Origin of the sequence: Salimicrobium flavidum (assembly GCF_900156645.1) — a bacterium.
In the GTDB taxonomy this organism is placed as follows: Bacteria; Bacillota; Bacilli; order Bacillales; family Halobacillaceae; genus Salimicrobium; species Salimicrobium flavidum.
Genome location: NZ_FTOC01000008.1, coordinates 100,084 through 121,641 on the forward strand (window position 1 = coordinate 100,084; position 21,558 = coordinate 121,641).

Annotated in this window: 27 protein-coding genes and 1 pseudogene; 22 read left to right on the forward strand and 6 right to left on the reverse strand. The window is 46.3% G+C overall.

What is annotated here, in order from left to right; genetic code table 11:
* The first annotated feature begins 6 nt into the window (after positions 1-6).
* From walK to BW944_RS11485, 7 genes are all read left to right on the forward strand, one after another.
* Positions 7-1,860 (forward strand): cell wall metabolism sensor histidine kinase WalK, encoded by a 1,854-nt coding sequence (gene walK, locus BW944_RS11455; RefSeq protein ID WP_076559808.1) that lies wholly within the window; start codon positions 7-9, stop codon positions 1,858-1,860.
* Positions 1,857-3,194 carry a YycH family regulatory protein gene (locus BW944_RS11460; RefSeq protein ID WP_076559810.1) on the forward strand — a complete coding sequence of 446 codons (1,338 nt, stop codon included), beginning with the start codon at positions 1,857-1,859 and terminating at the stop codon, positions 3,192-3,194. Before walK ends, BW944_RS11460 begins: the two co-directional genes overlap by 4 nt.
* Positions 3,194-4,075 (forward strand): two-component system regulatory protein YycI, encoded by an 882-nt coding sequence (locus BW944_RS11465; protein WP_076559813.1) that lies wholly within the window; start codon positions 3,194-3,196, stop codon positions 4,073-4,075. Before BW944_RS11460 ends, BW944_RS11465 begins: the two co-directional genes overlap by 1 nt.
* A complete protein-coding gene (locus BW944_RS11470; protein WP_076559815.1) occupies positions 4,076-4,870 on the forward strand; it encodes an MBL fold metallo-hydrolase in 795 nt (264 codons plus the stop codon). It abuts the gene before it with no gap.
* Between the two features lie 57 nt (positions 4,871-4,927).
* Positions 4,928-6,142 carry a S1C family serine protease gene (locus BW944_RS11475; protein WP_076559817.1) on the forward strand — a complete coding sequence of 405 codons (1,215 nt, stop codon included), beginning with the start codon at positions 4,928-4,930 and terminating at the stop codon, positions 6,140-6,142.
* A 431-nt stretch (positions 6,143-6,573) separates the two neighbouring features.
* Positions 6,574-7,815 (forward strand): M48 family metallopeptidase, encoded by a 1,242-nt coding sequence (locus BW944_RS11480; protein WP_076559819.1) that lies wholly within the window; start codon positions 6,574-6,576, stop codon positions 7,813-7,815.
* Between the two features lie 72 nt (positions 7,816-7,887).
* A complete protein-coding gene (locus tag BW944_RS11485; protein ID WP_076559821.1) occupies positions 7,888-8,511 on the forward strand; it encodes a flavodoxin family protein in 624 nt (207 codons plus the stop codon).
* 84 nt (positions 8,512-8,595) lie between these two features.
* Here the strand turns inward: BW944_RS11485 and BW944_RS11490 are convergent, their stop codons facing one another.
* Entirely contained in the window at positions 8,596-9,018 is a 423-nt protein-coding gene (locus BW944_RS11490; RefSeq protein ID WP_076559882.1) for an organic hydroperoxide resistance protein, read from the reverse strand.
* 131 nt (positions 9,019-9,149) lie between these two features.
* Here BW944_RS11490 and BW944_RS11495 point away from each other — a divergent pair, with 131 nt between their 5' ends.
* The 3 genes from BW944_RS11495 (at position 9,150) to BW944_RS11505 (ending at position 10,925) form a co-directional block, all read left to right on the forward strand.
* Entirely contained in the window at positions 9,150-9,596 is a 447-nt protein-coding gene (locus tag BW944_RS11495) for a MarR family winged helix-turn-helix transcriptional regulator (protein ID WP_076559823.1), read from the forward strand.
* Positions 9,593-10,072, forward strand: a complete 480-nt coding sequence (gene rlmH / locus BW944_RS11500; RefSeq protein ID WP_076559825.1) for a 23S rRNA (pseudouridine(1915)-N(3))-methyltransferase RlmH — start codon at positions 9,593-9,595, stop codon at positions 10,070-10,072. Before BW944_RS11495 ends, rlmH begins: the two co-directional genes overlap by 4 nt.
* 160 nt (positions 10,073-10,232) lie before the next feature.
* Positions 10,233-10,925 carry a hypothetical protein gene (locus tag BW944_RS11505; RefSeq protein ID WP_076559827.1) on the forward strand — a complete coding sequence of 231 codons (693 nt, stop codon included), beginning with the start codon at positions 10,233-10,235 and terminating at the stop codon, positions 10,923-10,925.
* A 227-nt stretch (positions 10,926-11,152) separates the two neighbouring features.
* Here BW944_RS11505 and BW944_RS11510 read toward each other — a convergent pair whose 3' ends face one another.
* Both BW944_RS11510 and BW944_RS11515 read right to left on the reverse strand, forming a co-directional pair.
* On the reverse strand, positions 11,153-11,896 hold the full coding sequence (locus BW944_RS11510) for an ABC transporter permease (protein WP_076559829.1): 744 nt from the start codon (positions 11,894-11,896) through the stop codon (positions 11,153-11,155).
* Between the two features lie 16 nt (positions 11,897-11,912).
* Positions 11,913-12,824 (reverse strand): ABC transporter ATP-binding protein, encoded by a 912-nt coding sequence (locus tag BW944_RS11515; protein ID WP_076559831.1) that lies wholly within the window; start codon positions 12,822-12,824, stop codon positions 11,913-11,915.
* 183 nt (positions 12,825-13,007) lie between these two features.
* On the opposite strand from BW944_RS11515, the gene BW944_RS11520 reads away from it, so the two are divergent.
* From BW944_RS11520 to BW944_RS15420, 12 genes and pseudogenes are all read left to right on the forward strand, one after another.
* Positions 13,008-13,499 carry a DUF2975 domain-containing protein gene (locus tag BW944_RS11520; protein ID WP_076559833.1) on the forward strand — a complete coding sequence of 164 codons (492 nt, stop codon included), beginning with the start codon at positions 13,008-13,010 and terminating at the stop codon, positions 13,497-13,499.
* 10 nt (positions 13,500-13,509) lie between these two features.
* Positions 13,510-13,734: a helix-turn-helix domain-containing protein gene (locus BW944_RS11525; RefSeq protein ID WP_076559835.1), complete on the forward strand. Its 225-nt coding sequence runs from the start codon at positions 13,510-13,512 to the stop codon at positions 13,732-13,734.
* 114 nt (positions 13,735-13,848) lie between these two features.
* A complete protein-coding gene (locus tag BW944_RS11530) occupies positions 13,849-14,604 on the forward strand; it encodes an isoprenyl transferase (RefSeq protein WP_076559838.1) in 756 nt (251 codons plus the stop codon).
* 32 nt (positions 14,605-14,636) lie between these two features.
* A pseudogene (locus BW944_RS14915) lies at positions 14,637-14,927 on the forward strand (SDR family NAD(P)-dependent oxidoreductase); the annotation flags it as partial.
* 69 nt (positions 14,928-14,996) lie between these two features.
* Positions 14,997-15,227: a DUF1659 domain-containing protein gene (locus BW944_RS11540; RefSeq protein WP_076559843.1), complete on the forward strand. Its 231-nt coding sequence runs from the start codon at positions 14,997-14,999 to the stop codon at positions 15,225-15,227.
* A 229-nt stretch (positions 15,228-15,456) separates the two neighbouring features.
* A complete protein-coding gene (locus BW944_RS11545; RefSeq protein ID WP_076559846.1) occupies positions 15,457-15,687 on the forward strand; it encodes a DUF1659 domain-containing protein in 231 nt (76 codons plus the stop codon).
* Positions 15,688-15,701: 14 nt separating this feature from the next.
* Positions 15,702-15,914, forward strand: a complete 213-nt coding sequence (locus BW944_RS11550) for a DUF2922 domain-containing protein (RefSeq protein WP_076559848.1) — start codon at positions 15,702-15,704, stop codon at positions 15,912-15,914.
* 48 nt (positions 15,915-15,962) lie between these two features.
* Positions 15,963-16,097, forward strand: a complete 135-nt coding sequence (locus tag BW944_RS11555) for a YvrJ family protein (RefSeq protein WP_076559850.1) — start codon at positions 15,963-15,965, stop codon at positions 16,095-16,097.
* A gap of 187 nt (positions 16,098-16,284) precedes the next feature.
* Complete coding sequence (locus BW944_RS11560) at positions 16,285-17,334, forward strand: 2,3-butanediol dehydrogenase (RefSeq protein ID WP_076559852.1); 1,050 nt, start codon at positions 16,285-16,287, stop codon at positions 17,332-17,334.
* A gap of 136 nt (positions 17,335-17,470) precedes the next feature.
* Positions 17,471-18,793: a DUF2254 domain-containing protein gene (locus tag BW944_RS11565; RefSeq protein ID WP_076559854.1), complete on the forward strand. Its 1,323-nt coding sequence runs from the start codon at positions 17,471-17,473 to the stop codon at positions 18,791-18,793.
* Positions 18,794-18,908: 115 nt separating this feature from the next.
* Entirely contained in the window at positions 18,909-19,322 is a 414-nt protein-coding gene (locus BW944_RS11570; RefSeq protein WP_327291193.1) for a VOC family protein, read from the forward strand.
* Positions 19,294-19,422 (forward strand): hypothetical protein, encoded by a 129-nt coding sequence (locus BW944_RS15420; RefSeq protein WP_327291195.1) that lies wholly within the window; start codon positions 19,294-19,296, stop codon positions 19,420-19,422. Before BW944_RS11570 ends, BW944_RS15420 begins: the two co-directional genes overlap by 29 nt.
* Before the next feature lie 55 nt (positions 19,423-19,477).
* On the opposite strand, the gene BW944_RS11575 is transcribed toward BW944_RS15420, so the two are convergent.
* Genes BW944_RS11575 through BW944_RS11585 form a run of 3 tightly spaced genes read right to left on the reverse strand, consistent with a single transcriptional unit; the run spans position 19,478 to position 21,446 of the window.
* Entirely contained in the window at positions 19,478-19,828 is a 351-nt protein-coding gene (locus BW944_RS11575; RefSeq protein ID WP_076559856.1) for a DUF2200 domain-containing protein, read from the reverse strand.
* On the reverse strand, positions 19,825-20,226 hold the full coding sequence (locus BW944_RS11580) for a hypothetical protein (RefSeq protein WP_076559858.1): 402 nt from the start codon (positions 20,224-20,226) through the stop codon (positions 19,825-19,827). Before BW944_RS11580 ends, BW944_RS11575 begins: the two co-directional genes overlap by 4 nt.
* Positions 20,227-20,231: 5 nt before the next feature.
* Positions 20,232-21,446 carry a PD-(D/E)XK nuclease family protein gene (locus tag BW944_RS11585; protein WP_076559860.1) on the reverse strand — a complete coding sequence of 405 codons (1,215 nt, stop codon included), beginning with the start codon at positions 21,444-21,446 and terminating at the stop codon, positions 20,232-20,234.
* Positions 21,447-21,558: the final 112 nt, after the last annotated feature.

The window sequence follows — 21,558 nt, forward strand, 5'->3', positions numbered from 1 at the left end:
ACAGGTATGAGCAAGGTTGGTTTCTTTCAGTCGGTCCGGCTGAAGCTGATTATCGTATACATTCTGCTTATTCTGCTTGGCCTTCAGGTGATCGGCGCTTATTTCGTCGACCGGCTGGAGGAACAGCTCGAAAACAACTTCACTCAATCTGTTGAAGGGAGATTGGATGCTCTTGCCTTTAACATTCAGCAGGCTTTTGAAGAAGAAAGGGAGGATGATGACCCCTCTCTTCAAAGTGATGTACAGAGTATCCTCAACTCTTTCAATGAAGGCTATGTCCGGAATGAAATCAGACAGCTGCAGGTGATTGAAGAAGGATCGAACGTGGTCATCGCCGCATATGCAAGTGGGGATGACACACCTCAGGCGAACGTCGGGAAAAAGACGACAAATCCAGACGTTCTTTCTGCATTTCTCCTGCAGGAACAGTCGAGCCCGGAGACGAGGATGGATGCTGAAACAGGACAGCGACTCTGGGTAGGAACGAGGACCGTAAAAAACAATGTGGATGAAACGGTAGCCGCCATTTATTTCGAAGCGGATATGAGCTCTGTTTACGAACAGCTGCAGGATATCAACCGCATCTTTGCCAACGGTACAGCGTTATCCATATTCATAACAGCGATTCTCGGGATTATTGTAGCCGGTACGATTACGAAGCCGCTCATCGAGATGAGACGCCAGGCACAGATCATGGCCACCGGCGATTTTTCCCAAAAAGTGAACGTCCACGGTAATGATGAAATCGGCCAGCTCGGTCATACGTTCAATGATTTGAACGATAAATTGAAAATTTCCCAGGCCACGACGGAAGGGGAACGGAGAAAGTTGAGCTCTGTCCTTTCCAACATGTCGGACGGGGTCATCGCTACGGATAGAATCGGGGCGGTTACACTGATGAACGTCCCCGCTTCCCATCTGATCGGGCAGCGGTTCGAAGATGTCCAGGGGAAATCCCTTATCGAAATCCTCGGTCTTGAAGATCAGGTTACGAACGTCAAAGATATGGAAGACCTCGATTCAGTCATCGTGGACATGAGCAGCAGTGATCAGCACCTGCTTCTGAAAGCGAACTTCTCGGTCGTTCAGGACGAAAATTACGAGATGAACGGCTTCATTACCGTCATCAGTGATGTTACGGAACAACAGCGAGCCGATCAGGAAAGAAGGGAATTCGTATCGAACGTTTCCCACGAACTGCGTACTCCTCTTACAACGATGCGCAGCTATCTCGAAGCTCTTAACGACGGAGCGTGGAGAGATGAAGAAATTGCGCCGCGTTTTCTGGACGTGACCCAGAATGAAACCGACCGCATGATTCGTCTTGTGAATGATTTACTGCAGCTGACGAAGATGGATCATAAGGAGTCCAGTTTCTACAAAGAAAAAGTGGAGTTCATCACTTTTCTTGAACAGATCATTGAACGGTTCGAAATGAATAAGACGGAAGGGATCACATTTACTAAACACCTTCCTGACGAAAACGTCTATGTGTGGCTGGATAAGGATAAAGTGACCCAGGTGCTTGATAACGTCATATCTAACGCAGTCAAGTATTCACCGGAAGGCGGCGCTATCCATTTCCATGTGAAACGTATGCGTCACAAGCTGCAGGTGAGTATCAAAGATGAAGGACTTGGCATGCCTTCTCATACTGTCGATAAAATCTTCGACCGCTTCTACCGGGTAGACAAAGCAAGGTCCCGCGGAGTGGGCGGAACCGGGCTCGGTCTAGCTATTGCCCGGGAAATAATCGATGCTCACCACGGGGAAATATGGGCGGAAAGCCAAGAAGGTAAAGGAACGACTGTTTTCTTTACACTTCCGCTAATGAATCAGAAGCGGAGGGGGAGCCGATGACCAAAGAAGCGATCAAAACCATCATATTAGTTATTCTGGTAGCTTTCAGTTTGTTTTTGACCATTGCGCTCTGGAATTATCAGCCGAACCTCGAGACAGTGAACCAGGGAGACGGGCTGATTGAGGAAACCAATATCGGTGGTACGGAAGAGAATATCCGAAGCTTGCTTACACCGAAGCAGATCATTTATCACAACAATGGGACACACTACGGGTATCAGGAAGAGGAACATATCGGAGAAGCTTTCAGACGGATGCAGACATGGTCTATTTTCAACCTTAGCATCTCTGAAGCGGACATCCCTGAGGGAGGAGACGTACTTGAAATCGTTTTTCCTTCCACATTGACCTCGGAAACGATACGTAATATCTTTCAGATGGAAAATCAGGATGTGACGTTGCCAGGACTCTCCTTTGACCGGGTGTTCGTCCAAATGAGCGAGGAAGAAGCGGAGGTCCGTTTCCTTTCGCCGGATGGTGAAAGGATGCTACAGGGCTCTATGCGATTCGAAAATGCGTCACAGTTGCGCTCAGAACTTGATAATACGTCTCTTTGGCGTGAGTATATGATGTTCCAGGAGGATGAAGAACGGCGGATCTTCCTGCCTTCCGAACAGATTGATGTGGCGAAGGATGTCATCGTCACCGAGTCTCTGCCTTCGAAACCTCTGAAGAACGTGTTGTTTGATGACCCGACCGTGGTGAAACAGTTTCCGCTCTCCGGCGGGGATTTACGTCATTCGGACAGTCTGAGCCGGATGGATCTGGTCGCAGGACAGAAGAAAATGAAGTACCAGAATCCAGTCACGGAAAGTTCGAACGTTTCGTCCACGACATTCAATACACAGGAAATATTGAATGAAAGTGTCTCTTTCATCAACAACCACTATGGTTTCACGGACCCGTTCCGTGTCCATGATATCCGTTCGACATACGGCGATATTATGTTCAGCATGTATTATAACGAACGTCCGATTCTCAAAGATACTGAAGATTTCACGAGTATGTCGATCCGATTTGAAGAAGGGGTGCTTCAGGAATATATACGCCCTATGGTGACCGTCGATCCTTACCAGTCCTACCCGGATGTTTCAGAAGACGAGCAGGTAAGTACCCTGGCTTCAGGAGAAACGATTGAAACCGTCATTGAAAATTCCCCCCAATACAACCAGAGCGAAGTGACGGATATCGTGATCGGCTACAAACTCGATTCCCAAGGGGGCGGGTTCAGTAACTATTACGATCTGATTCCTGCCTGGTTTGTGCAAGTGAATGGGACGTGGCAGGAAATGACGGATATCGATTCAGTCGTGCGGAGAGGGGGAGGAACGTAATGCAATGGGGACAAATTAAGACGCTCTTCATCATCAGTTTTCTTCTTCTCGACCTGTTTCTGCTGATGCAGCTATGGGCAAACCGGGAAAGTGCGGTCATCCAGGAAGTAGCCGAGACGACCCTTGAAGAAGAGCTGAGTGCTCAGAACATCGATATTTCAGAAGTGCCTTCTGAAGCTCCAGGGGTCTCGTTTTTGACCGCAGAACCGGGAGGATTTTCCGAACAGCAGCTTGGTTCTCTTGAAGAAAAGGACAATCAGCAGGTGAACGTGTACAACGATCGCCTGCTGGTAGCTACCCTCGATGATCCGGTAGAGGTCGATAAAGAAACTATCCGGGAAGATATTTCGGAAATCATTCCGTTCAGCAACCGGTATTCCTATTGGGGCTGGAATGAAGATGAGACGACGGCGTTGTTTTTCCAGAAGATGAACAATCGCACGATCTATTATAACCGGGGAGGTCTCCTGATGATCCGGACCGAAAACGGACAGATCACAGGCTATACCGCTACCCTTCTCGAGGAGCCGGAGATGGAATCGGAAAACATGCAACAGGACCTGATTTCTCCGATGGATATCGTATCTCTTCTTTACAATAACGGATATTTGCAGGAAAATGATGAAATTGAAGATATGACCGTCGGCTATTATTCTCTCGTGAATCTTGAAGCCGGAGAAGAAGATGGTTATCAGGTCTTCGCGCCTACGTGGAGAGTGAGGGTCGGAAGTGACTTCTATTTCGTCCATGCGACGAATGGACAGATCCTCACCAATAACGCAGGGGATTTCATCGAATCGGTAACTGAAGCCTATGCGAATCAACTCAGCTCAGGGTCGCCTGAGCCGGTGCAGCCATCAGAGGAGGGGACGGAAGAATAAATGAGTCTACGATTTAGTGTGCTAGCTTCAGGCAGTACAGGTAATGCATTTTATATCGAATCAGGGGAAGAAAAAATTCTTGTAGATGCCGGTCTTTCCGGGAAAAAGATCGAGAATCTGCTGGCCCAGGTCCATGTCGATCCGAAGGACCTTTCCCGGATTCTTGTGACCCATGAACACAGTGACCATATCAAAGGTCTCGGGATTATGGCCCGTCGCTACAATCTCCCTATCTATGCCAATGAGAAGACGTGGGAAGCGATGGACACCCAGATCGGCAAAGTGCCGCTGGATCAGAAATTCCATTTTCCGATGGAAAGTGTGCAGACCTTCGGAGGCATCGATGTAGAGTCGTTCGCCGTTTCCCACGATGCTGCGGATCCCATGTTCTTCACCTTCCATCAGGACGGGAAGAAAGCGGCGCTTGTCACAGACCTTGGCTACGTCTCGGAACGCATCAAAAAAACGGTGGAAAAAGCGGATGCTTACATTTTTGAAGCGAATCATGACGTACATATGCTGCGGATGGGAAAGTACCCGTGGAGTGTGAAGCGTCGGATTCTCGGAGATGCCGGACACGTATCCAATGAAGATTGTGCGTTGGCACTCACGGATATTCTGGATGACAACACGAAACGTATTTATCTCGCACATTTGAGTCTGGATAATAATATGATCGACCTTGCGAACATGTCGGTAACCAACGTATTGAAAGAACGAGGGTTTGAAGTAGGCAAACGTCTGGACGTACAGGATACGTTCCCGGAGATGGCTACCCCGATGTATGACGTTTGAGTAAAAAGGGTAAAGAATAAAAACTTACAACAGATTAAAGAAAGAAGGTGACGCGACTTGGGGTATTATGATGATCATTCACCGCAGAAACGTGAAAAGAAAAGACGCTGGGCTGTCCCAACCATTGTAGGGCTGGTCCTTGGCGCAGTACTTGTTCTTCTGGCGCTTCCGGCACTCGTCCAGACTGAGATGCTTCCTTATGATATAACGATACCGGAAGATGAGAGTGGACTTACCGAAGGAGAACAGGGACTTACCGGTAACACGACGAAGACGGTCGATGTTGATGTGAACACACAAATCACTGAAGTTGTTGAGAAAGTGAGACCATCTGTCGTCGGCGTCGTAAATATGCAGTCTCAGTCCAACTTCTGGGATCAGCCGTCCGATCCTCAACAGGCGGGCATCGGCTCCGGTGTCATTTACAAACAGGAAGAAGGCACGGCTTATGTCGTGACGAACCATCATGTGATTGAGGGAGCTTCGGAGCTTGAGGTTGTGCTTTCGGACGAAACGAGAGTGTCCGCGCAACTTGTCGGCAGTGATGTGTTTACGGACCTCGCTGTTCTTACGATGCCTGCGGACGAGGTGGAACATACGATTGAACTCGGTAACTCGGACAACCTGAAAGTCGGGGAGCCGGCTATCGCTATCGGAAACCCGCTCAGTCTTAATTTCTCCGGATCGGTGACAAAAGGGATCATCAGCGGTACACAGCGTGCGATTCCACAAGATCTAAACGGAGATGGTGTAGAAGATTGGCAGGCGGAAGTCTTACAGACGGATGCGGCGATCAACCCTGGTAACAGCGGGGGAGCCCTGATTAATATCGAAGGTCAACTCGTCGGAATCAACTCGATGAAAATCGCACAGGCCGCTGTCGAGGGTATCGGCTTCGCCATCCCGATCAGCACGGCGACACCGATAATCGAAGAACTTGAAGCAGAAGGACAGGTGAACCGTGCTTTTCTCGGTGTAGAAGCTTATGGATTGAACCAGGTTCCTTCGTCTGAATGGGAGAGCAGACTGAACCTCCCTGAAAGTGTCGAAGGTGGTCTGTATCTACGCAGTATCAGTCAGACTTCTCCGGCAGCCAAAGCAGGACTTGAACCAGGGGATGTAATCACAGAACTTGATGGCACCCCGGTGACGGATATCATCGAACTGAGAAAATATCTGTACAGGGAAAAAGATCCCGGTGAAGAAATGGAAATTACGTATTACAGAGACGGAGAAGAAGATACAACGACTGTTACGTTAGCGTCTCAGTAGTAAACTATCGAAAATGGAAAAAAACGCGTGTGTGTGGATAACATATACGCGTTTTTTTACGTAAATCACTATCCACAGGATGTGTATAAAGTTATGGATAACTTCAATATCTAGTAGGGAACAAGGGGTCTACTACCATATACATCTATATATAACATTCGTTTTGTGGATAAACTGTTGATAGTTCTGTATAACCTGTGAACAATGTGAAGTTCACAGGGGGTGTGGATAACCCTGTGGAGAAATGTTAGTAACTTGTTCCGTTATGCAATTTTTTGTAAATTGCGAATGAAAAGGAAAGTGAGTTTTTCTTTCATAATTGGGACTTTTCAGAAATGATTTTAGAGAGGCTCACAAAGAAAGAGTGATGTTCTCCCATCAACAATGATTGATCTGTATAGTATGATTGTAAAAGCTTAGGAGGGAGAGCCATGAAGAAAACATTTCTGCTATGGACGGGGCTCGGTTATATCGCATATGCCTCGTTCGTGCTGCTATATCTATTCGTCTGGTCAGACTCAGGAATTCCGCCGTCCCTTCAGGGGAGCGCGGCAGACCCCGCTGTGTTCATGAGTGAAAGGGAACAGATACTTAGTCAGGAGTATTCTACGTATCAGAACCTGTTATATCTGCTGGCACTGCCGGTGGAGTGGATCATCTACACGTTCATTCTCGTTTTCGGGCTTTCCCGCACATTGAAAAAAGCAGCGCTTCACAAGCTGCCCCTTTATGTATTGTTTTTGTCCGCTGTTACATGGATAATCACTTTACCCATCAGCTATATTTCCCGAAGGCTTTCCCTCGACTACGGCGTTTCTGTGGAGCCTTTCACTAAGTGGATAAGAGATAATCTCGTCAGTTTCTCCCTCAGTACCCTCCTGATGATTTTCGCCGCTTTTGTCTTCTATTGGCTGATCCGCAGGTCCCCTGAACGCTGGTGGCTTTACGCCTGGTTGATACTCGTACCGTTCATGGCCTTTCTCATGTATGTCCAGCCGGTCGTCATCGATCCGTTATACAACGACTTCGACCGTCTTTCGAATCCGGAGCTTGAAGAAAGCATTCTGCAGTTGGCAGATGAAGCGGGGGTCCCAGCTGAGCGCGTCTATGAAGTGAATAAATCGGAGGAAACGAATGCCCTCAATGCCTACGTCAACGGCATCGGAGATAATCTGCGCATCGTTCTGTGGGATACGACGCTGAACCGGCTCGGGGAGGATGAAGTATTGTTCATTATGGCTCATGAAATCGGTCACTACGTAAAGAACCATCTGCTCAAATCACTGTTCGGGGTGCTCGGAGGCAGTCTGCTCGGGTTATACGCCCTATATCGTCTGCTCCCTGTGGTCATACGGAGATGGGGGGAGGCATGGAAAGTCGGAGGAGTATCCGATATTGCTTCCCTCCCTGTCGTTCTTTTGCTTCTATCTCTATTTACGTTCATCGCACAACCCGTGGAGATGGCAGTTTCACGCCAGGCGGAACAGGCGGCTGATGAATATGCCATCGATCTCCGCCCGGACAAGGAAGCTGCAATCGGAGCCTTTCAGCAACTGACAGTGAGCAGCAAATCGGATGTGGCCCCTCCGACACTCATCAAGTATTTACGATATGGTCATCCTACGATGCTCGAGAGACTCTCAATGCTGATTGAAGAACGGGAGGGGTCCTGACATTCCTCTTTAAAAAGTTTTACCTCGGTCCGTAAAAGGGAATGAACAACTACAATAAGGAGGCGATGAATAATGAGTGACGTAAAGGCATTATTTCTGAATGCATCACTGAAAAGTTCAGAAGAAGAATCCAATACGCATGTACTGATGCAGGAAGTCGCGGATATCATGGAGAAGGAAGGGGCTTCCGTCGAAGAAGTGCGTCTTGCGGACTACAATATCAAGTTCGGCATGGCTCCCGACATGGGAGATGGTGATGAATGGCCGCAAGTGTTTGAGAAAGTGAAAGCGGCGGACATCGTCATCGTCGGTACTCCGATATGGATCGGTGAAAAAAGCAGTGTCGCTACCCTGGCGATGGAGCGTCTGTATGCTTCAAGCAGTGAAACCAAGGAGAACGGTCAGTCCATCTATTACAACAAAATCGGGGGTACCGTCATAACCGGGAACGAAGATGGCGCGAAACATTCCGCCGCCTCGATTCTCTATGGTCTCTCCCATATAGGGTTTGTCGTTCCTCCGAACGTGGATGCCTATTGGGTCGGTGAAGCCGGGCCGGGTCCGTCTTACATGGAAACGGAAAAAGATAACGAATTTACGAAATCGCATGTGAAGATGCTTGCTTATAACACCCTTCATCTGGCCCGTATTTTTAGGGAGAACCCGATTCCACCGGAAGGAAACGTGATGGGATAGGGATAAAACTTACGTTAAAGTAAAAGACCGGCTGTTAACCGGTCTTTTTTTGTACAATTATTTATCGTGAAAATAATGAACCTACTATTTCGTTGTCGTTTCCAAATCTACTTCCATATTGCCGCGTGTCGCTTTAGAGTACGGACAGAGGTTGTGGGCTTTCTCGACAAGCTCTTCCGCTTCTTCCTGGGTGACTCCTTCAATATCCACGTGAAGCTTCGCAGAAAGGCCAAGTCCGTCTGTCTGCTTTCCGATACTGATTTCCGAGGAAACCCGTGAAGTGATTTCCTTTTTCGCCTGAGAAGCTGCTAATTGCAGAGCACTGTCGAAACATGCTGCATATCCTGCAGCGAAGAGCTCTTCCGGGTTGGTCGCTCCTGTCTTATCCTCTCCGCCGAGAGAAGATGGCATCGCAAGATCAAGGTCAAGCGTCTCACTGTCTGTTTTTACGGAACCTTCCCGTCCGCCTTCTGCTGTCGCTTTTGCTGTGTAAAGAATTTTACTCATCATCGATCCACTCCCATTCATGTATTTTAATTGTGCACAATTAAATAGTAAACAATTAATTAAAGGAATACAAATTATATGCATGAGGAATGAGGTTAGCTTTGCTATAATAGCATCAGGAGGAATGACCAATGGCTGAAGACAAGATGAAACTCGAAAATCAGATATGCTTTTCCTTATATGCGACGACGAGAGAGATGACGAAACTGTACCGCCCTCTTCTCGCCGATTTGAATATTACCTATCCTCAGTACCTGGTACTGCTCGCTCTGTGGGAGACGAACCCGCTCACGGTGAAAGCTTTGGGCAGTCGCCTGTATCTCGATTCCGGTACGCTCACCCCGATGCTCAAGCGTATGGAAAAAGAGGACCTCATCGAGCGCTATCGTTCGCAGGAGGATGAACGGAGTGTTCTGGTAGGTCTGACGGAGAAAGGGAGACAGGCCGAAGATAAAGCGGCCTGCATCCCTGATCTGCTTCTTGAAAATATAGATATGAGCGAACAGGAGATCCTTCATTTGAAAAATACGCTGAACCGGATGCTTGAAGGAACAAAGGAGAAAGGGGAAAACGGATGAAAATATCGATCATCAGCGTCGGCAAGCTGAAAGAGAAATATTTGAAACAGGGAATCGAAGAGTATACGAAGCGGCTCGGACCGTATGCGAAAACGGAGATTATCGAAGTGTCGGACGAAAAAGCTCCGGAGAACTTGAGTGAGGCGCAGATGGAAGAAGTGAAGCAGAAGGAAGGGGAACGCATTCTTGCGAAGATTTCCCAGGACGCCTATGTCATCACGCTTGAGATTGAAGGCAGACAGCTCACTTCCGAAAAGCTAGCTTCCCATATCGATAACCTGATGACATATGGTTCAAGCAAAATCGTGTTCGTCATCGGTGGTTCACTCGGGATCAGTAAAGAGGTGCAGGAGCGGAGCGACTACGCACTTTCCTTTTCCAAAATGACGTTCCCGCACCAGATGATGCGACTTATGCTACTTGAACAAGTGTATCGAGCGTTCAGGATCATCAAGAATGAACCGTATCATAAGTGATTAAAGGCTGCTTTTCTATCGTAATTTCTTCCTAATAGAATATTTCGAACCGTGTTTATATCGCCAGGCGATACAAAAGATACGAATTTCTTGTATCGCCTGACGATATACCCTTGAAAAAACGCTTCAAAGAGTGCATATTGAAAGGAGGAGGTACGATATGCGAAACGATATACAATCGAACGAACGAGCTTATTCGACGAAAGAAGTCGCCGAAGAGCTGAACATTGCCACCCCGACCGTCAGGAAGTATGGACAGGTATTAGAAAGAAGCGGCTACGAGTTCTTTAAGAAAGGCACAAGACGGGTCTTCGTACAATCCGATATTGCAGCGCTGCAAACGATACGTGATTCGGAGAAGTCTCTGGAAATGATTTCTATAGAACTCGTGGAGCAGCAAAAGAACCGTTTGACCTCCGGATCAACCGATGTAGCGACCGCCGATACATACGATATGTCGATAGAAGATCCGAACAAAATGCGTGAGCTGCTCGTGTATATCTCCCAGGAACTTGCCGCCTCTCGTGAAATGAATACACAGCTCGCAGCCGATATGGAAGAAATGAAAGAAACGGTCGGTCGCCTGCGTCAGGACCACCACGCCATCAGCTCCGGTATCGGTAACTCGACACAGAAAATGAACAAGCTGATCGATCAGCAACAGCAGCAATACGAAGAAATGTTAGAAGAAGAGAAGCAGAAGAACGCCCAACTGCAAAAAGAGATGGAAAGCATGCGCCAGGAACAACAGAAAGTATGGGAGGCGCAAAACGATTTCAATACACGTCTTGAGGCTACGGTGAAAGAACGGAAAAGTGGTCTTGGGAAGTTTCTTTCCTTGTTCGGGAAGTAAGAGTTTTGGACAAAACTTAATAGATCGAAACAAAAACCGAACGAAAGTGTTCGGTTTTTGTTTTGGCTCAGTTATCGTTCAGCCCATTCCAAGAGGAGTCCCCACCGTTTTTGGCTGATATTTCCCGGGAAATGCCGGATATTTCTGCAAACACATATATTCAAACGATAGACAGAATCATATATGATTCTAAAAGACGAGGGAGAGGGGGAGTTCTCATTAATATATCAGCTCCGGGAATGCCCCAGAAAGCGAGGGTAGAAAAGCAGAGCGAGCCCCATACCTCCAGCTCCTGCTACAATCAGAAATAACAGATTGATCCATATATCGGTTATATCGCTTCCTGATAAGAGGATGTCTTTATATCCTTGCAACGCCCAATACTGAGGCAACGATTGACTGATAGTTTGGACGAATTCCGGCATAAATTCTACCGGCATCCAGAGTCCTCCGAGCAATGCTCCGCCCAAAGCAAGTACCTGAGTCAGTGCGATACCCATGTTTTCCGTTTTTACAATCACAGCCATTGCCATACCCCACCCAGTTACAATAAAAGCCAATGCCAGGGACAACACTAAAAGAGCAAGAGGGTCTCCAAGCGGAAGGTCATTAACGATCACTCCAAAGCTGAATAGAACAGCAATCTGGACAAGGACCAGAATCATGAATGGGACCCATTTACCGAAGAAATATTGGTAAACGGAAATAGGAGTGCTGGCGATTCTTGCGACCATCCCCCGCTCCCTATCTTTTACAAAAACAATCACCATGGATATCATAATGAAAAATGCGAACATGATCGTATACCCGGGAATAATCTGCGTAACGATTTCCTGGTAACTAGCATTCTCTTCTCCGGAAAAAATCGCGACAAACGCTACGATGAATACGATAGGTAGTATGAATGTCCAAAACCAGAGCCCTTTATCCTGGACGGTTTTCTTCAGTTCCATACGCGCAATAGCCCACATATCATTTCTCCTCTCGTTATATGTTTCGTAACTGGGTCCCGGTCAAATGGAAAAAAATATCTTCGAGCCTCGGGTGGTAAAGTTCCAGTCTATGTGGTTCCAGATTATGTTCGTGACAATGGGTGACGAGCTTTTTTAAAGTCAGCAAAGGATGGGCGCTATTCAACAGATACCCATTTCCTTTTTTCTCTACATCACCGAAGTTCCGGAGAAGATTTTCATCAATTCCTGTACCGGAAATGAATAGGGAGGGCTTCGCATATCTTTCCAATAGATCTTCCATCTTTCCGTACTCTATGAGTCTCCCCTTATCAATGAGCCCAACGCTTTCACAGAGCTGCTCTACTTCCTCAATGTAGTGACTGGAGTAGATGATGGTAGTGCCGGATTTCTTTAAATGATGGATAAGTGAAAAAATAGAATTACGTGATTGGGGATCGATTCCTACAGTAGGTTCGTCCATTATAATGATGTCCGGGCGATGGAGCAGAGTGCAGCCGATATTCAACCTGCGTTTCATTCCGCCAGAAAACGTTTCTACTTTGTCTTTAGCACGCTCCGTCAGGCCAATCTGATCGAATACTTCCTCCATTCGTTTCTGTAATTCTTTTTTCTTCACCCCGTATAAACTTCCGAAGAGAAGCAGGTTATCGCGTGCGGTCAAGGTCTCTTCCAGACAGATTTCCTGAGGAACGTAGCCGATGTGCTGCTTGATTTTTAAACGATCTTTGGATACTTTCCAATCTCTCACCCGTATATCACCTTCGAAATCGAGTAAGATGCCGGATAAGATTTTCATAAGAGTCGATTTCCCGGCACCATTGGGGCCCACCAGACCGAAGCACGTACCTTCTTCAATCTGAAAACTGATGTCCTTCAACGCTTGCAGGGACCCATACTGTTTGCTTATTTTCTCCACATTAATCACAGCGACTGCCCCTTTCTTTCTCCCAAAGTTCAATCTTCAGTTAAATGTACGTAATGAAAGGAAAAAAGTTTAAGAAAATTCCATTTTTTATATCCTGAAAAAATATGATACAACAAATATTTATTGTAAAACGATAAATAATTTGCTAAACTCAAGATGTGAATCGACAAGTGAGGTGTTTTTATGAAAAAAGGATCGACTTTATTTTTAAAGATAGCTATTATTATTATCGGTCTTCCGATTCTTGCGTTGTGTATACTCGTATTACCGAAGATAGCAGGCGAAGCCATCTCTCAAGTGCAAAATGGTTCGGAGCTTGGTTATGTAGTGTTAGGTATATTGATTATTATGTATGCGGCTGCCTTCCCGTTCTATTTCGCTTTGTACCAATCTTTCAACCTTCTGCTTTATATTGACAGGAAGCAGGCCTTCTCGGGGTTATCCGTAACTGCACTGAAAAAAATAAAAGCCTGTGCCATTATCATCAGCGGCTTGTATGTTTTGGCGCTCCCGCTCATCTACATCGTAGCGGAGTGGGATGACGCACCAGGTCTCATACTGGTTGGTATGGCGCTGATTGGGGCACCTCTGGTGGTCGGCGTTTTCGCCGCGGTTCTTCAGCGGCTCTTGAAAGAAGCGATTGATATAAAATCAGAAAACGATTTAACGGTCTGAGGTGAAGGACATGGCTATAATAATCAATATCGATGTAATGTTGGCTAAAAGGAAAATGAGCGTTACCGAACTATCCGAGAGGGTCGGAATCACGATGGCTAACCTTTCAATATTGAAAAATGGAAAGGCGAAAGCGATACGCTTCTCTACGCTGGAGGCGATCTGTAAGGCTCTGGAATGCCAACCCGGGGACATATTGGAATATCGGAACGAGGAAGAGGATCCGGATCCATAAAGCGGAACTGTCGAAAAGGATGTTCTCTGTTGAATCAAGTCACTCATTCTCAAAATACCACTTTCAAAGCACAGTTCATGTTTTTTGATAAATAACAAAAGGGGGAGGAAGTCGATGAAATTACCTTCTTTCCGTAACAAACAGGCGCAGGAATCCTTTCCATTTCCGGAAGACGATACGCCTGATCATATAGCTATAATCATGGATGGGAATGGCCGTTGGGCCGAAAAGCGCGGGATGGCCAGAGCTGCTGGTCATAAAGAAGGAGTGGCCACCGTGGCGAAAATCGTCAGGGCCGCAGCCGACGCCCGGGTGAAGTTTTTGACCCTTTATACCTTTTCGACGGAAAACTGGAAACGACCGAAGACGGAAGTGGAATTCATATTGAAGCTGCCGAAAGAGTTCCTGAAGAGTTATCTGCCCGATCTTATATCTAACAATGTTCGCGTGGAAGTCATCGGTGATATGGGGAAACTTCCCGTTTTCACAAGGGAAGCTGTGCAGTATGCTATGGACAGAACCCGTGACAATGATGGTCTCCAGTTGAATATTGCCCTGAATTACGGAAGCAGACAGGAAATTCTGAGTGCTATGAAAGCTATGCTTGTCGATATGAACAATAAAGATGTATCCCTTGATGAACTGGATGAACAGAAGTTTTCCGGCTATCTGGATACAGCCGGAATGAGCGATCCTGATCTGCTTATCCGTACGGGAGGGGAGAAGCGCGTAAGCAATTTTCTCTTGTGGCAACTTGCCTATACGGAGTTCTGGTTCACCGATATGCTGTGGCCGGATTTTTCGGAGGAAGAATTTCTGCAAGCGTTGCAAGAATACCGGCAACGGAAAAGAAGGTTCGGGGGCGTATAAGGGAATAAACCCTGAGCTAAAGGAGGACACATTATATAGCGACGAAGGCGGCGGTGGTGGCTATGTCGAAAGCGGCCGCTATTGAAAATGGTCCCAAAGGTATCCGCATCAATATGATTCATCCCGGGGGCATCGAGACAGATATGGCTACCGAGGGGAAAGAGGTTCCGGCATTTTATGATTCCATTCCGCTCGGACGTATCGGTCAGCCTGAGGAGGTTGCGAAAGCCGTCGCCTTCCTTGCATCCGAAGAAAGCTCCTATTGTACCGGCGCGGAAATCACTGTGGACGGAGGGATGACTCTCGGAACAGCCGATCAGTGATTGTTTCATCAAAATTGACACCTGACGCCTCTTCCCTTCGATTGTAGAGATGAAGGGAGGGGAATGCTGATGGCTATAACAGCGCAACGAATCAATTCCACGCTGAAAATGCAGTTCGAAACGGGGATGGATGAGTTCGGGAGTTCGACGTATAAAACGAAATCGTTCCGGAACGTCCGTACAGAGGCCACGACGGAATCGCTCTACGAAATCGTTACCAAGTTGAAGGACCTGCAGCAACATCCACTCGTCAAAGTGACGAGAGACGACGAATCGTTGATCGAAACGACGGAAGAATAAGAGGAGGAGCCGGAACACCTTTCTCTCCTCCGCTGGAGCACGTTTGGAGATGAAACAGGTGCGGATCGTGCGTAATGTCATGGACTTAGAGATCTGGAGGGAAGAGTCGCCTGAATAGGCGGCTTTTTTCTTTGGAAAGTTTCCGCTCGTTTTTTTGAAAAAGTTTCGACGAAATTGACACCTTCTCCGCAGTCGTTTCGATTATAACTATGAAAGGAGGGGAATGCTGATGGCTCTTATGACACAACGAATCAACTCCGCACTGAAGCTGAAGTTCGACACGGGCGTGGACGAATTCGGAGAAGCGACGTACAAAACGAAGTCTTTCCGTAATGTGCGCACCGAAGCTACATCCGAAGCGCTTTACGCTGTCGTCGAGAAACTGGACGTCCTGCAGCAGCACACGCTTACAGAAGTGACTAGAGACGATGAATCATCGATCGTCCACATTGAAGACTAAGGAGGAATGAAAAGATGAAGAAGTTGGAGCTGAAATTTCTGAATGAAGAAGGAAAAGTGGTGACGATCTCTCTTGATGCCCCGGCAGAACCCGCGGATGCGGTTGCCGTCACTGCAGCTATGGATGAAATCATCGCCCAGGATTGCTTTCTCTCCTCAGGAGGAGCCCTCATTCAGAAGAAACAGGCACGCATCGTAGAACGTAACGTCAATGACATCGAAATCTAAAGCTGGGAAGCCGCCGTACAGGCGGTTTTTCCATTAGGAGGGGAAAATATGGACATGGGAGTGCAGTTTCTGACAGATGTCGGTTTCCCGATTGCGGTCACTTTTTATCTGTTGCATCGCATCGAAGGAAAGTTGGACATTCTGATCGAAACTATCCACCAGTTGCCGGAGAAAAGGGCCTGAAACAGTAGCGGAATTCTTCATAACCTGTAGCTGATTGTCAATGGAAGTCTCCAGTCTTTCCCGTTATTTCGACGGGGACGGGGAGGCTTCCTTTTTTGTTACCGATTCTTAATAATAATCCGGCCCTCAAACGGGTAAACAATACATATAATCGGAATCATCAGCATGACAAAGGAGGAATGCTAGTATGAAAGCGGCAGTGTGGTATGGAAAGAGAGATTTACGCGTAGAGGAACGGGAAGAGAAGTCTCTGAAAAATGGTGAAGTGAAAGTCCGCGTCGGCTGGGCAGGTATCTGTGGTAGTGACCTTCATGAATATGAAGAAGGACCGGTGTTCATGCCGAGCGAAGAAAAGGATGACCTGACAGGTGAACAGACCCCGCTTACGATGGGGCACGAATTCGCGGGTGTCGTTGAGGAAGTCGGTTCAGACGTGAAAAATATTAAGGTCGGGGACCGTGTGGCGATCAACCCTACGCTCACCCATGGCAACAAACATGAAAGAGAAGATATTTATGACGGGTTCAGTTTCATCGGTCTTCACGGAGACGGAGGTTTCACGAAGTATGCCAATGTACCGGAGGCGAACGCCTATCTTCTGCCGGAGTCGATGACGTTGCAGGACGGCGCCCTTGTGGAACCGGTGGCGGTAGCCGTCCAGGCCGTTAAGGAAGCAGATATGAAGTTCGGGGATACGGTAGCTGTATTCGGCGCTGGACCGATCGGACTTGCGACAGTCCTCGCAGCCAAAGCCGCCGGTGCTACACGTGTCGTTGCCCTCGATCTTTCGGAGAAACGGCTGGAAAAAGCGAAAGAGATGGGCGCGACGGAAATCATCAACTCCGGGAATACGGATCCCGTAGCAACGATCCGTGAACTGGAGAAAGACGGCGTAGACGTGGCTTTTGAAGTAGCCGGCGTGGAACCGACCTTCAAACAGGCCATCGACGTAACGAAAGCGCGCGGGACGATGGCTATCGTATCCATTTTTGCCAAATCCATCGAGTGGAACCCGATGCAGCTGACGGGAAGCGGTGTGAAAATGACATCGACCATCGCCTACAGCCCGACTACATTCCAACAGACCATCGATCTCATGGGGAGCGGTCAGCTCCAAGCGCGTGGAATCGTCACAGACGAGATTCAACTTGATGACATCGTGGAAAAAGGATTCGAAGCTTTGAGCAATGACAAATCCCAGGCGAAAATTCTCGTGGAACTGAGCGGAGAGAAATAAAAATTTTTCATTTAAAACCTGACCACAGAGCACTTTTGCCGCTCTGTGGTTTTTTGTGAGGACAATGAATCACAGCCTTGAACCCGACAACGATGTATAATAGTGGGCTAGACGTACGAACAAAGGAGAAATGATAATGAATACAATGCAGTTATGGATGAAAATGAGGGACAGTTTCTGGTTCCTTCCTACGATTTACAGCTTATTTGCACTGATGGCAGTAACGCTTGCAAATTCGTTGGACAATTGGCTTGTGCCGAAAATAACAGGAGATATCCCGGCTTTGTTTTTAGTGGAAAAATCAACCGCTCAATCGCTGTATGGCGCTCTGGTAACCTCTATGCTTACGATGACGACCATAACCTTCTCAACGATTATGGTCGTACTGACAACCTATTCGACGCAGTTCTCCCCGAGAACGCTGCAGGATTTTATGAAGAGTCGAGTCACCCAGCATGTACTCGGGGTTTTCTCATTCGGCTTCGTATTTACGCTTATAAACTTACTGTTGCTCGGAAAGAGCGGTCAAAAAGATTTCACAGGACCCTTCTTAACGGTATTGATCGCCATCATCTGTCTCGGATTCTTCATTTTGTTCATCCACCATTCGTCGAGGTTCCTGCAGGTGAATAACCTTATCGGGAAAATACGTACAGATGCCTCTGTACTCATTCATAATACGTTTCAGGAAAAAAACTATACAGAGGCCGTGGAATGGAACGAAGAAGAAATCGCCCAGTGGAAACAATACACGCCATACGCCGTGAAAGCTAAACAATCCGGGTACCTGCAAGGGGTCAAAATAAAAGGGCTTCTCACGTTTGCCAAAAAACACGATCTCCTTCTTGCTGCCGTATTCCAGTCCGGGGATTATATCCAGAAAGGTGCCCCTATCTTCTACTATTGGAAAAGAGAAGAGGCGAGTGAGGAAGAGAATATAGAAGCCTGTACGGGCTATATTCTGATCGGTAATGAGCGTACCGATGTACAGGATATCGAATTCTCTATACAAAAGCTTGTGGAGATTGCAGTACGAGCGATTTCTCCCGGCATCAACGACCCTCATACGGCAGTGAATTGCATCAATCGTATCGGGTCTCTCATGTCGGAACTTGCAGGGGTTCATCAGCCATTCCGCTATTATGCTGATGAGGATGATAACCTGCGATTCATGATGGAACCGAAAAAATTCCGCGACTATCTGTATAAGAGCTTCTATCAGATCCGTCTTTACGGGAAACAGGATCTGACGGTGATGGATGCCATGCTTGAAGCGTTGTATAAGATAGCGATCGTCCATCACGGACACATCAAGGAAGAGACGTGGAACTTCGCAGAGTACATCATGGAATCGACGGATATCGAAGAAATGCACAGACTCGACTATGAACGCTTCTATGATACGTGTAAAAAGATGGCCGATGAATGCGGAAAAGAACTTCCCATCGGAAATGCGTAATTTTCCTGAGTAGGTATTTTCCTCCCTCCTGAATAAATCTATTTTTTCCTCGCCTTTCTGTTAGTAAGGCCAGAAAAAGGGAATAGAATAGAAATTAATGGAAAGGGTGAGAGGAATGGCAGCGCTCCAGAAGATCACTCCCTGTCTTTGGTTCGATACGCAGGCGGAACAGGCAGCTCAGTACTATACTTCCATTTTCCCGGATTCGTCTATCGGAAAAATCACTCACTATACGGATGAAGGTAAGGAATATCACGGTAAAGAGGCGGGGGAAGTGATGACCGTCGAATTCACACTGGATGGTCAGAAGTTTCTGGGTCTGAATGGCGGTACGGTCTTCACGTTAAGCCCTTCCGTATCGTTTATTATTCTTTGTGCGGACCAGGAAGAAGTAGATTATTACTGGAATCATCTCTCTGAAGGAGGAAGGGAGGAAGCCCAGCAGTGCGGGTGGCTCGAGGACAAATTCGGCCTCTCCTGGCAGGTGGAAGCCGGAGCGGTTGTCCGAACTGCTGGCTCATCCCGATGAAGCGATTGCGAGACAGGTGATGCGTGAATTTCTCCAGATGAAAAAGGTTGATATCCATGCGCTGGAAGCGGTGCGTGAGCACATGGAGAAAAACGAATAAGACAAAAGGTAGCCCCGGGAGAGATCTTCTCTTCGGGGCTACTTTTATGTGTGCATTATTTCCGCAGAATCTTTTCCATACTCTTTCCTGTCGCCAGTTCATCGATCAGCTTGTCCAGGTGGCGGATCTCCTGCATCACCGGTTCCTCTATATCCTCTACACGCACCCCGCAGATCACGCCCTTGATCATTCTCCGGGAAGGGTTCAGTGTGGGCGCTTCTTCGAAGAAGGTCTCAAAGTCTGTCTGTTTATCTAATTGGTCTTCCAACTGTTCCTGGCTGTATCCTGTCAGCCAGCGGATGATTTCATCGACTTCTTCTTTGTTGCGATCTTTCTTTTCCGCTTTTGTAACGTAGTAGGGGTAGACGCTTCTGAAGCTGGTCGTATAGATTCTGTGTTTGGTCATTCTTGATGCTCCTCCTCTTCTTGAATAGTTTGAAGTAGTTCTTGGAGTCTTTCTTTGAGAAAAGCCGGGGAGCGTTCGCTCAGTTTTTCAATGATTAGAGAAGAAGAGATTCCTTTTATTTCTTCTATCTGTAATAAAAGTTGTTTTAGCTCTGATTCACTGGGGATGTGGTAAGCATAGTCGACGATTTCTTGAACCAGTTGCTGTCTATGCTCGTTCCGTTGTAGAAATTCCGTGATAGTATTTTTCACCTGTTTCAACTCTATATCGTCTAACGGGTTAGTGTCCTGAACATTTTCTATATGGTGGCCCTTTTCGAATGAAAAGTGAAGGGTTATCTTCTCATTGATAGACAAAGAATAATCTTCAAAAACATCTTTGAACTGAGTTAGTTTCACTGGGATTACTCCTTTATATACTCCTTAGGGTTGTTGTAAGCGGCTATTTCTTTATCTATAGGCTTGATGAATTCCTCGAATTCTCCAATCATTTCTTCAAGAGAAGATTTCAGCTTGGTTTCATTAGTCAGGTATTCAGGAGCAAGTATGTGATATGTCTTTTTGGCGAAAGCGAATTTATTTTTCCAGGTCTCTTTATAATTCTTTTTAAAAGAGATACTATTGGAAGCCAACTTTTTTTGTATATTTTTTTGAAGATAATCTCCACGTTTAACTTCAAAATCATTCTTATTAGAACCTTCTATATCTAAGCGGAATGTAAGCTGCTGTTTAGATAAGCCCTCTTTACTTAATGATAACTCGAAATGTATATCCAGGTTCTCTGTTTTCCAATGGGGTTTAAAAATTTTATGGTAAGTTCGGTTTTGATTGAAATCAAACTTCCAATCTCCCTCAACATTAGCAATGAAATGGTTCTTTACGATTGTTTCAATATACTGGAATACATTAGTATAGTCATTTTCGAATTGGTGTTCTAAGTCTTTAATTGTTTCTAGGTGATCCAAGTACAAGGTTGATTTTTTTGATAATTCGAGTTTTTGATTATTCAAGAAGTATCCCTCCAGATGAGAAATGAATTCGTGAAACAAAACAGCTTTTCTGACATCCTTAGTGAAATCGACAGGGATCTTTCTTAATAATTCCACTAGTTGTGAGTAACGGACGGGGATGAAGTTACAGTTGAGCGGGTCTTTTCCGGCAGGTGTTAAAAATACATAGGTGATTTTAGTATCTTCAGCTTCATTTTCAATAGAATTGTACAGTTTTTTGAGTTCACATTCGTAGTCTATCGTCTGATTTCCATGTTCTCCGGAGAATACTTTGTGTTCGATAGCAATGACGTGTTCATTGTTCAGCGTAATAAGAAAATCGATTCTTCTTCTATTAGGAAGTAGGTATTCACGCTGTATATCAACATTCTCTAAATCTTCTGGTTCATGGGGTATATTTAGTAGCTCTAAGAGGTGGTGAAGCGGTTGGTGGCCGATTCCATTTGAATAAGGGTCCAGAATGTAGGCAAGATAGTTGCTGATGATATCCTCATCATGAAAGTTTTTTCCTAAGATGGTTATAATGCTTTCGTTTGCGACAGAAGTTTCATCTTTGATATAGGAATAGATTTCTTCCATTCTTTTCACCAGTTCTTCTGTTTCTTTCATATAAATTTTTCAGCCTCCTTAACCCTGTAGTAATTCTATATTATCAAAGTATTGGTTAATTATGGTGGGAGTTTATTGTAATTTATGAAGGGGTGTTCAATTTTTTGCCTTC

Coding starts and splice junctions, on each gene's coding strand:
- walK (WP_076559808.1), top strand. CDS start 7: ATGAGCAAGGTTGGTTTCTTTCAGTCGGTCCGGCTGAAGCTGATTATC.
- BW944_RS11460 (WP_076559810.1), top strand. CDS start 1,857: ATGACCAAAGAAGCGATCAAAACCATCATATTAGTTATTCTGGTAGCT.
- BW944_RS11465 (WP_076559813.1), top strand. CDS start 3,194: ATGCAATGGGGACAAATTAAGACGCTCTTCATCATCAGTTTTCTTCTT.
- BW944_RS11470 (WP_076559815.1), top strand. CDS start 4,076: ATGAGTCTACGATTTAGTGTGCTAGCTTCAGGCAGTACAGGTAATGCA.
- BW944_RS11480 (WP_076559819.1), top strand. CDS start 6,574: ATGAAGAAAACATTTCTGCTATGGACGGGGCTCGGTTATATCGCATAT.
- BW944_RS11485 (WP_076559821.1), top strand. CDS start 7,888: ATGAGTGACGTAAAGGCATTATTTCTGAATGCATCACTGAAAAGTTCA.
- BW944_RS11490 (WP_076559882.1), bottom strand. CDS start 9,018: ATGAGTAAAATTCTTTACACAGCAAAAGCGACAGCAGAAGGCGGACGG.
- BW944_RS11495 (WP_076559823.1), top strand. CDS start 9,150: ATGGCTGAAGACAAGATGAAACTCGAAAATCAGATATGCTTTTCCTTA.
- rlmH (WP_076559825.1), top strand. CDS start 9,593: ATGAAAATATCGATCATCAGCGTCGGCAAGCTGAAAGAGAAATATTTG.
- BW944_RS11505 (WP_076559827.1), top strand. CDS start 10,233: ATGCGAAACGATATACAATCGAACGAACGAGCTTATTCGACGAAAGAA.
- BW944_RS11510 (WP_076559829.1), bottom strand. CDS start 11,896: ATGTGGGCTATTGCGCGTATGGAACTGAAGAAAACCGTCCAGGATAAA.
- BW944_RS11520 (WP_076559833.1), top strand. CDS start 13,008: ATGAAAAAAGGATCGACTTTATTTTTAAAGATAGCTATTATTATTATC.
- BW944_RS11525 (WP_076559835.1), top strand. CDS start 13,510: ATGGCTATAATAATCAATATCGATGTAATGTTGGCTAAAAGGAAAATG.
- BW944_RS11530 (WP_076559838.1), top strand. CDS start 13,849: ATGAAATTACCTTCTTTCCGTAACAAACAGGCGCAGGAATCCTTTCCA.
- BW944_RS11540 (WP_076559843.1), top strand. CDS start 14,997: ATGGCTATAACAGCGCAACGAATCAATTCCACGCTGAAAATGCAGTTC.
- BW944_RS11545 (WP_076559846.1), top strand. CDS start 15,457: ATGGCTCTTATGACACAACGAATCAACTCCGCACTGAAGCTGAAGTTC.
- BW944_RS11550 (WP_076559848.1), top strand. CDS start 15,702: ATGAAGAAGTTGGAGCTGAAATTTCTGAATGAAGAAGGAAAAGTGGTG.
- BW944_RS11555 (WP_076559850.1), top strand. CDS start 15,963: ATGGACATGGGAGTGCAGTTTCTGACAGATGTCGGTTTCCCGATTGCG.
- BW944_RS11560 (WP_076559852.1), top strand. CDS start 16,285: ATGAAAGCGGCAGTGTGGTATGGAAAGAGAGATTTACGCGTAGAGGAA.
- BW944_RS11565 (WP_076559854.1), top strand. CDS start 17,471: ATGAATACAATGCAGTTATGGATGAAAATGAGGGACAGTTTCTGGTTC.
- BW944_RS11570 (WP_327291193.1), top strand. CDS start 18,909: ATGGCAGCGCTCCAGAAGATCACTCCCTGTCTTTGGTTCGATACGCAG.
- BW944_RS11575 (WP_076559856.1), bottom strand. CDS start 19,828: ATGACCAAACACAGAATCTATACGACCAGCTTCAGAAGCGTCTACCCC.
- BW944_RS11585 (WP_076559860.1), bottom strand. CDS start 21,446: ATGAAAGAAACAGAAGAACTGGTGAAAAGAATGGAAGAAATCTATTCC.